The sequence below is a fragment of the Megasphaera sp. NM10 genome, from assembly GCF_000417505.1.
Taxonomy (GTDB): Bacteria; Bacillota; Negativicutes; order Veillonellales; family Megasphaeraceae; genus Megasphaera; species Megasphaera intestinihominis.
This window is the reverse complement of record NZ_APHY01000075.1, coordinates 1-7,849: the sequence shown is the minus strand read 5'-3', so window position 1 is coordinate 7,849 and position 7,849 is coordinate 1. Positions and strand designations below refer to the sequence as shown.

Annotated in this window: 11 protein-coding genes and 2 pseudogenes; 9 read left to right on the top strand and 4 right to left on the bottom strand. The window is 47.3% G+C overall.

Annotated elements, in window-relative coordinates; translation table 11 throughout:
- Positions 1 to 208: pseudogene (locus NM10_RS11000) on the bottom strand (hypothetical protein); the annotation flags it as partial.
- Positions 209 to 261: 53 nt separating this feature from the next.
- Between NM10_RS11000 and NM10_RS10995 the strand changes: the two are divergent.
- The 4 genes from NM10_RS10995 to NM10_RS10985 all read left to right on the top strand — a co-directional run bounded on the left by NM10_RS10995 (position 262) and on the right by NM10_RS10985 (position 4,711).
- Positions 262 to 1,086, top strand: coding sequence for a restriction endonuclease subunit S (locus NM10_RS10995; protein ID WP_020311635.1), 825 nt, complete (start codon positions 262 to 264; stop codon positions 1,084 to 1,086).
- Positions 1,087 to 1,088: 2 nt separating this feature from the next.
- Positions 1,089 to 2,354, top strand: a complete 1,266-nt coding sequence (locus NM10_RS14800; RefSeq protein ID WP_239639716.1) for a type I restriction endonuclease — start codon at positions 1,089 to 1,091, stop codon at positions 2,352 to 2,354.
- Entirely contained in the window at positions 2,351 to 4,126 is a 1,776-nt protein-coding gene (locus NM10_RS14795; RefSeq protein WP_239639715.1) for a type I restriction enzyme subunit R domain-containing protein, read from the top strand. Before NM10_RS14800 ends, NM10_RS14795 begins: the two co-directional genes overlap by 4 nt.
- Positions 4,127 to 4,552: 426 nt before the next feature.
- Entirely contained in the window at positions 4,553 to 4,711 is a 159-nt protein-coding gene (locus NM10_RS10985) for a terminase (RefSeq protein WP_301877273.1), read from the top strand.
- Between the two features lie 6 nt (positions 4,712 to 4,717).
- Here NM10_RS10985 and NM10_RS10980 read toward each other — a convergent pair whose 3' ends face one another.
- The 3 genes from NM10_RS10980 to NM10_RS14790 form a co-directional block, all read right to left on the bottom strand.
- Entirely contained in the window at positions 4,718 to 4,996 is a 279-nt protein-coding gene (locus NM10_RS10980) for a helix-turn-helix domain-containing protein (RefSeq protein WP_020311633.1), read from the bottom strand.
- Positions 4,993 to 5,289: a type II toxin-antitoxin system RelE/ParE family toxin gene (locus tag NM10_RS10975; protein WP_020311632.1), complete on the bottom strand. Its 297-nt coding sequence runs from the start codon at positions 5,287 to 5,289 to the stop codon at positions 4,993 to 4,995. The genes NM10_RS10980 and NM10_RS10975 overlap by 4 nt, the downstream gene beginning before the upstream one ends.
- A gap of 166 nt (positions 5,290 to 5,455) precedes the next feature.
- On the bottom strand, positions 5,456 to 5,581 hold the full coding sequence (locus NM10_RS14790; protein WP_239639717.1) for a hypothetical protein: 126 nt from the start codon (positions 5,579 to 5,581) through the stop codon (positions 5,456 to 5,458).
- Here NM10_RS14790 and NM10_RS14785 point away from each other — a divergent pair.
- The 5 genes and pseudogenes from NM10_RS14785 to NM10_RS10950 all read left to right on the top strand — a co-directional run.
- The gene (locus NM10_RS14785) at positions 5,540 to 5,980 is read left to right on the top strand and encodes a hypothetical protein (protein WP_239639718.1); all 441 of its coding nucleotides are present in this window, start codon (positions 5,540 to 5,542) and stop codon (positions 5,978 to 5,980) included. The genes NM10_RS14790 and NM10_RS14785 overlap by 42 nt on opposite strands.
- Positions 5,981 to 6,644: 664 nt before the next feature.
- Positions 6,645 to 6,854, top strand: a complete 210-nt coding sequence (locus NM10_RS10965; RefSeq protein ID WP_020311629.1) for a hypothetical protein — start codon at positions 6,645 to 6,647, stop codon at positions 6,852 to 6,854.
- The gene (locus NM10_RS10960; protein ID WP_020311628.1) at positions 6,838 to 7,257 is read left to right on the top strand and encodes a DUF2335 domain-containing protein; all 420 of its coding nucleotides are present in this window, start codon (positions 6,838 to 6,840) and stop codon (positions 7,255 to 7,257) included. The genes NM10_RS10965 and NM10_RS10960 overlap by 17 nt, the downstream gene beginning before the upstream one ends.
- A 62-nt stretch (positions 7,258 to 7,319) precedes the next feature.
- Positions 7,320 to 7,526, top strand: a complete 207-nt coding sequence (locus NM10_RS10955; RefSeq protein ID WP_020311627.1) for a hypothetical protein — start codon at positions 7,320 to 7,322, stop codon at positions 7,524 to 7,526.
- A 127-nt stretch (positions 7,527 to 7,653) separates the two neighbouring features.
- Positions 7,654 to 7,849, top strand: a pseudogene (locus NM10_RS10950) (transposase); the annotation flags it as partial.

Genomic DNA, 7,849 nt, shown 5'->3' with positions numbered 1-7,849 from the left:
TCAGATTGTCACCCGTCTTCGGAGCGCTCATGCTTCTTATGGCCGAGATGATTTTCCATCTCACCTTTGAGCATGGACTCAAAAATGGGCCAAAAATCTGCTTCAGGACGTCCTGTACGTCTTCCGCGCTCTTGATGTCGTAGTTGTTGAGGATTTGCTGAGCAATCTGCTCGCCTGGGGTAGTTGGTGGAGTTTTACACTTTGCCATTCTGTTACCGTCCTTATCTTTGTTTACCCCAGTATGGGGCATAAAGTAGATTCATGCAATACCGATTTACACAAACTATTTTACACTCCCCGGAGATTAACAAGCTGACTAGTATTAGAAAAAAGCAAATAAAACAATTAGAAGAGATAAAAGAAAAACAAATTGAAAATGCATTATCTCATTTTTCTTGTCAGGCAGATGTACAGCCACTAAAAGCGATTGCATATTGTAACAGAGAGTCTCTAAGTGAATCGACTGCAGAGAATTATAGCTTTCGTTATATTGATATTGGCTCTGTGGATGAAAAAGAAGGAATTACTCACTATGAAGAAATGGAATTTAAAAATGCTCCATCAAGGGCAAGACGAATTGTACATAAAAATGATATTATTATATCAACCGTTAGAACATATCTTAAGGCAATTACGCGAATAACGGATGATAAGGATGTAATTGTATCTACTGGATTTGCGGTTTTAAGTCCTCATGGTGTGGATAGCAAATATTTGGAGTATTATTTTAAATCCAAACGTTTTTGCGATGAGGTTATTCGTGAATCTATTGGTATCGCGTATCCGGCAATTGACACTTCTAAACTTATGAGAATTAAAATATTAGTTCCAAAGTATGAAGAGCAGTTAGCTATTACAGCTCAAGTGCATAAGAACGAAATTTTAATTAATCAAACAATATCTTTATTAAAGAAAAAAATTAAGCAACTGCAAGAACTAAAATCCACCCTCATCTCCGACGTGGTCACCGGCAAAATTGATGTCCGGAATATCCCTGTTCCTGCTTACGAACACGTGGACGACTTGACGGCTGATGATGGGGAAGGCAATGACGAAGAAACAGGAATCCCTGGAGAGGAGGACTGACGATGGTTTTTACGGATAAAACGGAAAAGGGTTTTGAAACGCTCATAGTGAACTGGCTGGTGGATCAGGATGGCTACCAGCAGGGGACGAATGAAGATTACAATAAAGAATATGCCATCGATGAAACCCGGCTCTTTCGCTTTTTGAATGATACTCAACCCAAAGAGATGGCAAAGCTCGGCGTCAACCAGAGTGACCAGAAGAAGCGGCAGTTTTTGAACCGCCTTTCTGGAGAAATCACCCGGCGCGGTATCATCGACGTCCTGCGCAATGGCATCAAAGCCTATCCGGCCGACCTGATCCTGTTCTATTTCACGCCGACGGAAAACAATGAGCAGGCGAAACGGCTATTTGACAAGAACATTTTCAGTGTTACCCGCCAGCTGCGCTATGCTATCGACGCGTCAAAATTGGCTTTGGACCTCTGTCTGTTCATCAACGGCCTGCCCGTCATTACCATAGAGCTGAAGAACCATTTCACCGGGCAGACGACAGCCGACGCCGTAGAACAGTATAAGAAAGACCGCAATCCCAGGGAACTGCTGTTTTCCTTCAAACGCTGTATCGTACATTTTGCCGTAGATGACCAGACAATCCAGTTCTGCACGAAACTTTGCGGGAAGGCCAGCTGGTTCCTGCCTTTCAACAAAGGATACCGCGATGGGGCCGGGAATCCGCCCAACCCTGAGGGCATCATGACGGACTACTTGTGGAAAGATATCCTGACGAAGACGAAATTGTCTCGTATCATCGAGAACTACGTCCAGGTCGTCGTTGAGGAAAATCCGGAAACCCGGAAGAAATCGGTCAAACAAATCTGGCCGCGCTATCATCAGTTGGACTGTGTAGAAAAACTCCTGGCCGATGTCAGGCAGTACGGTGTGGGTAAACGCTATCTCATCCAGCACAGCGCCGGGTCTGGCAAATCCAATTCCATTGCCTGGCTGGCCCATCAGCTGATCGGACTGGAACGGGATGGACGGCCTATGATTGATTCGGTCATTGTCGTGACGGACCGGCGGATTCTGGACAAGCAAATCCGGGATACGATTAAACAGTTCATGCAGGTAAAGAATACCGTCGTATGGGCCCAGCACTCGGGCGACTTGAAAAAGGCCATCCAGGACGGCAAGCGGATCATTGTGACCACGGTAGAGAAGTTCCCTTATATTTCTCAAGAAATCGGCCAGGAACATATAAACCATACCTTTGCCATCATCATCGACGAAGCCATTCGGGACAGAGCGGGCGGAATGCAGCCAATATGAATCTGGCCCTTTCCGGACTGGCTTCGGACAGTGAACTGGATAATGAAGACAAGATCAACGCCATGGTAGAGGGACGGAAACTGGTAAAAACAGCCAGTTACTTCGCCTTTACGGCTACGCCTAAAAACAAGACGGAAGAGGTGTTTGGCACGCCTTATGAAGAAGACGGCCAAATCAAACACCGGCCCTTCCATGTCTATACCATGAAACAAGCCATTCAGGAAGGCTTCATCCTGGATGTGCTGAAGAATTACGTGACCATCGACAGTTGGTATAAGATTGCCAAAAAGGTGGAAGACGACCCCATGTTTGACAAGAAGCGGGCTCAGAAGAAACTGCGCTCCTTTGTCGAAGGGAATCCCGACGTCATTGCCAAGAAAGCGGCGATGATGGTAGACCATTTCCACGAACAGATCATTGCCAGGAAGAAACTGGGCGGCCAATCTCGCGCCATGGTGGTGACGGCCAGTATTCCCCGTTGCATTGAAACGTACTATGCCATTACCAAGTGTCTGGCCGACCGGCACAGCCCTTATAAGGCTATCATCGCTTTTTCCGGGGAATGCAGCTATCACGGCCAGGAACCGCCCCTGACTTCGGCAGCGATGAATGGTTTTCCGGACGCAAAGATTCCCCAGGAATTCAAGAAGGACCCGTACCGGCTGCTGGTCGTGGCCGACATGTTCCAGACGGGCTTTGACGAACCGCTGCTCCAGACTATGTATGTAGACAAACCCCTTTCGGACATTGCAGCTGTCCAGACCCTGTCCCGGCTGAACCGGGCGGCGCCGGGAAAGGATGAAGTCTATGTACTGGATTTTGCCAACAAGGCGGAAACGATTGAAAAAGCCTTTTCCCGCTTCTACCGGACGACGATTTTGTCCGGCGAAACGGACCCCAATAAGCTTTACGACCTGATTTCCCTGATGGAAGGCTATCAGGTCTATGACCACAGCGATGTAGAGAAAGTAGTGGACTTGTTTCTGAGCGGCGGGGAACGGGACCGGTTGGATCCGCTCCTCGATTCGTGTGTCGTCCTTTATGACCAGCTGGAAACGGAGGACCAGATTCAGTTCAAGAGTGCCGCTAAGGCTTTTGTGCGGACCTATGGTTTCCTGGGGTCTATTCTTCCCTATGGCAATGCAGCGTGGGAAAAATTATCTATTTTCCTGAATCTGCTGATTCCCAAACTGCCGTCGCCTCAGACCGATGACCTGTCAGAGGGTATCTTGGCCGCTGTGGACCTGGACAGCTATCGGAACGAGGCACGGGAAGCAGTAGCCATCAAACTGGAAGACGAAGATGCTGAAATCGCCCCCGTTCCTACCGGTAAGGTTGGCCATATTGTAGAACCGGAAATGGACCCCTTGTCGCACATCATCTCGGAATTCAATGATATGTTCGGGAATATCCAGTGGAACGACGCTGACAACGTACAACGACAGCTCTTGCAGATTCCGGCCATGGTTTCACATGATGAGAAGTACCGCAACGCTATGAAAAACTCTGATGAACAAGAAGCCCGGACCGAGAGCGAACGAGCCCTGCAGCAGGTCATTTTTTCCATCATGGCAGACAATATGGAACTCTTCAAACAGTTCCAGGACAATCCATCCTTCAAGAAATGGCTGACCGACATGGTGTTCAATCTGACCTATAATAAAGAAGGCAAATCCTATGAAGTGCCTGGAAATTGTCAGTATTCCATTCCGGAGCAAAAAGGTGGAATGGTAGCAGAACGTAAGCCCGATGCCGGGGAGAAAAACGGTTGATTCTTTTTGATGCTCACAATGAATTAAGCCCCAGTGAGGTGAGAATCTGATGAGAAATAAGCATCCCAAAGGCTGGATGGTAGCTGCGATGGCTTCTGCCTGATGTTTGGAATTGGCGACAGCCTATTCCTTGCTTTTTCAAAATTAGTGGGGAATAGACCGCGATTGGCTCGGATTCAGATGCGGCTTTGCCGCGACAAACTCAGACTGACAACGACGCTTCGGGAAGCCCTCAGCGCGTAGCGGGCCGCCCGCCGCTGTCATCCCGTCCGGGGAATTGTCTCCAGCATCTGACGGGTCAGAACGCTCTGGGCGGCCCATACGGAATCGCAGTCAGGCGATGGGAATAACGCAGTCACAGGTCACAAAAAAACACGGTCAATCACTATGGTGCCGTTCGGCCAGGGGTTCAAGGGCAACGTGGTGATGCGGCAGGACCCGGCGGGGAACATCAAAACGGACAAAGAAAAATCCGTCGAAAAAATCGACGGAATCGTGGCGTCCATCATGGCACTGGACCGCTGCGTCCGCAATGGGACTGGCAGCGGCAGTGTCTATGATGAACGGGACGTTATTTCATTTTGATTTTTGTCAGCCGGCTGCAACCACCTGGAGTTTCAGGTCGAGGGCCTGCATAAGCTTGACGAGAGTATCGAGCTTTGGCGTTGTCTTCAGTGTTTCGATACGGGCTACCGAGGACTGAGGGATGCCGCATCGCTCTGCAAGGGCGCGCTGGCTGATGCCCAACTCCTGTCTCCGCCGGATGATGGAGGAAACAATGTCGCTTACTTCTTCGATTTCTTCCATATTGCGGCGTTCTTCTTCGCTGACGGCCTTTACATGATTCTTATAGTCTTCCCAGGTTCTCATTGTTCTGCCTCCTTTTGGCGGATGTAATCGTCGCGTTCCGCTTTGGCACGGGCGATTTCCCGGTTCGGTGTTTTCTGTGATTTTTTGCGGAAATGATGGAGCAGTACATACTGGCTCTCGTCATAGTAAAAATAAAAGACTCGGTTGTTTCCTGGACGCAGTTCCCAGATGTCTTCTTCCAGATGTTTGGTGATATTGACCGGCAGATTGGTGCCGTTTTTTGCGAGCAGGTCGATGTAGAAGAGAATCTGGTTGTACTGGATACGGGCATCCTTGCTGCTTTTGCTTTTCACCCGCAGGCTTCCAGAAAATCCCAGACTTCTGATTCGCCGTGCTGGTTCTCATAAAATTCAATCTTGTACATCATGATCTCCTTTATGTTCCTATTTAGACGATAGCATAAATGCTATCAAAAGGCAAGGGAGGCAAAGCAGCATCGATTCATTGCATTTTTTGATTTCATGTCAGGAGGTTTCTATGCATATCCCTTTTCCATTCCATTACAGATAAGTCCTTGGTTTCGTGGTTCTGATATCCGCAAACATGGCACAGCTGGCTGCTTGGATACCACTTGTCTATCTTGATAAGCTGTTTACCTTGCCAAGCAAGCTTGTACTCCAGCATGTTCGTGAACATATTCCAGCCATTGTCAGTTACGGATTTGCCAAAGCTGAACTTGCCATCTTTTTTCTGCTTTGCCATCGCTTTGACGCTAATGTCCTCAATGCCAATGGTATCATAGCGGTCTGCAAGGTAGCGCGTCTTAAAGTGCGTCTAAAAACAGAGAGCTGGCAATTTTTCACAAAAAGGAAAAATGCCAGCTATTGTGTTAGGTATGGGAAAGAAGGCTGCAACAAAATGAGCCCTCAGCGCGTAGCGGGCCGCCCGACGCTGTTGTCCGTTCTGATAACCGGTCCTGTACCTGACGGGTTAGAAAGGCTCTGGGACGGCCCCTACGGAATCGCAGTCAGGCGATGGAAATAAACGCAGTCACAGGTCATAAAAATACACGGCCCATGGCCTTGTGCGTAGGGGCCGCCCTTTAACCTCTCAGACCGCCTTTGGCGGCCAGCTCCCCTATAAAGGGAGCCTTGTGCGGCCCGCTGTGAGATTCGGTCACAGCCCATTCGAGTATAATGGTAGGCTTTTACGAGCCACGAACCACGAACAACGGCCTTTCTCTCGGATTCAGATGCGGCATTGCGCCGCGACAGATTCATGAAATGAACGCAGTTCGCAGGTGGCCGGTCGCAGTTCGCAAAAAAAAAAACGGCCCCCGATTGGGGCATTTTTTACGAGTCGAGGGTTACTCGAGGCGATGTCGTTATTCTGGGTCTGTTGCCGCGCAGCGGCATTTGAGTCCGAGGCGACCGGCGGCCTGCGAACTGCGACCGGCGGGGCCGATAGGCCCCAATCTACATTAACGATTCCTTAAATATTTTGGATTTGGTTCAAAAATGATTAGAAAACGATTAAGTTTTCCAGAACCGTCCTTTTTCTGTTGTATCATGGAGGTATGGATATATCCTACTCGTTCTGTTTCATGCTATAATAAAGAAAGGAATGGTGAATCTGTTGAAAAATCAATTGACTGCCCATGAAATCCGCTATTGTATTTATTCTATTTATCCTAATAGGAGGTGGCAATATGGCAAGAAAATTAAATATGAAAATGAAAGCTTTATTTGCGATGCTGATGTGCGGCCTCTCGACATTTACTGTTTTTCCACAGACTGATTATTCAAAAAATACGCACAATGATGCTGCTTCTATAACTAACGAAAGTTGGGCTAAAACAGGAAAAACGCTATGGACTACTATTGAGGAGGTGGGCAGCCGGATTGAACAAGAAAAATAACCAGTTGAATAATCAACCTGTACCCAAAAGGAACGAAATCAAAAATAAATCTAATAATCGTAATGCGACTGGAGTAGTGCTTCAACATCAATCTGCATATCAGTATCAAGGCCCTATTCCACCGCCTGAAATGATGGAAAAATATAAAAATATTTATGCCGATGCTCCTAAAATAATATTACAAGAGTTTAAAGAGAATTCAGAACATATACGGCAAAAAGAATTACTGGAAGTTCAAGGCACCATAAATCGGGACCGAAGAGGCCAATGGATGGCGTTTGTTATTTGCATGGCTATCTTAGGGGTGGTTTTTTATAGTCTATATTTGGGCAATATTACATTTGCAGGCTTAAGTGGACTCGGGTTTATAGCTCTTATAGCAACGGGTATTTTGAAAAAATAAAGTGTGATAAGAACTCTGTCCAACAGTGCTGTTTTTTATTGCCGAAGAAGCGGATTCGTGACATGACGAAAATGGAACGCTGGTTGGCTTACATCAATCGCGAACTCACCATCCTCGACTATAACTCGGATCATCGCGATGCCTTTGAAGAAGGCAAAGCTGAGGGGCGTAAAGAGGGAGAGGCCAAAGGTCGTAAAGAAGGCGAAGAGAGACTTGGTATGTTGATGAGCCTTTTATCACAGTTTTGCCAGAAGACTCCTTCCTCTTAGGTAGGGGATGAATGGCGATGGATTTCGCAGGTTCGATGCCTGCGAAATTCACCCTATGTATTTTCCATCTTAGCCTTTTCACTACGTCTACGGTATAATGGTAGATAACAGAGGAGGTGGATTCCAGATGTACTTGACGCAATCGAATGTCATCCGTGGCTTGTCGAAACAAGAGTATACGATGCTCCGGGAAATGTGCCAATACAGCAATAACCTGTACAATGTAGCGGTCTATACGATTCGGCAGCATTACTTCGATACCCAGCAATTCTTGCGGTACGAAGAAAATTACCCCATCTGCAAGGAAAATGAAAACTATGMCT

What these genes read in the sequence shown, in the direction of transcription:
- NM10_RS10995 (WP_020311635.1), top strand. Translation starts at nt 262, where the DNA reads ATGCAATACCGATTTACACAAACTATTTTACACTCCCCGGAGATTAAC.
- NM10_RS14800 (WP_239639716.1), top strand. Translation starts at nt 1,089, where the DNA reads ATGGTTTTTACGGATAAAACGGAAAAGGGTTTTGAAACGCTCATAGTG.
- NM10_RS14795 (WP_239639715.1), top strand. Translation starts at nt 2,351, where the DNA reads ATGAATCTGGCCCTTTCCGGACTGGCTTCGGACAGTGAACTGGATAAT.
- NM10_RS10985 (WP_301877273.1), top strand. Translation starts at nt 4,553, where the DNA reads ATGCGGCAGGACCCGGCGGGGAACATCAAAACGGACAAAGAAAAATCC.
- NM10_RS10980 (WP_020311633.1), bottom strand. Translation starts at nt 4,996, where the DNA reads ATGAGAACCTGGGAAGACTATAAGAATCATGTAAAGGCCGTCAGCGAA.
- NM10_RS14785 (WP_239639718.1), top strand. Translation starts at nt 5,540, where the DNA reads ATGGCACAGCTGGCTGCTTGGATACCACTTGTCTATCTTGATAAGCTG.
- NM10_RS10965 (WP_020311629.1), top strand. Translation starts at nt 6,645, where the DNA reads ATGGCAAGAAAATTAAATATGAAAATGAAAGCTTTATTTGCGATGCTG.
- NM10_RS10955 (WP_020311627.1), top strand. Translation starts at nt 7,320, where the DNA reads ATGACGAAAATGGAACGCTGGTTGGCTTACATCAATCGCGAACTCACC.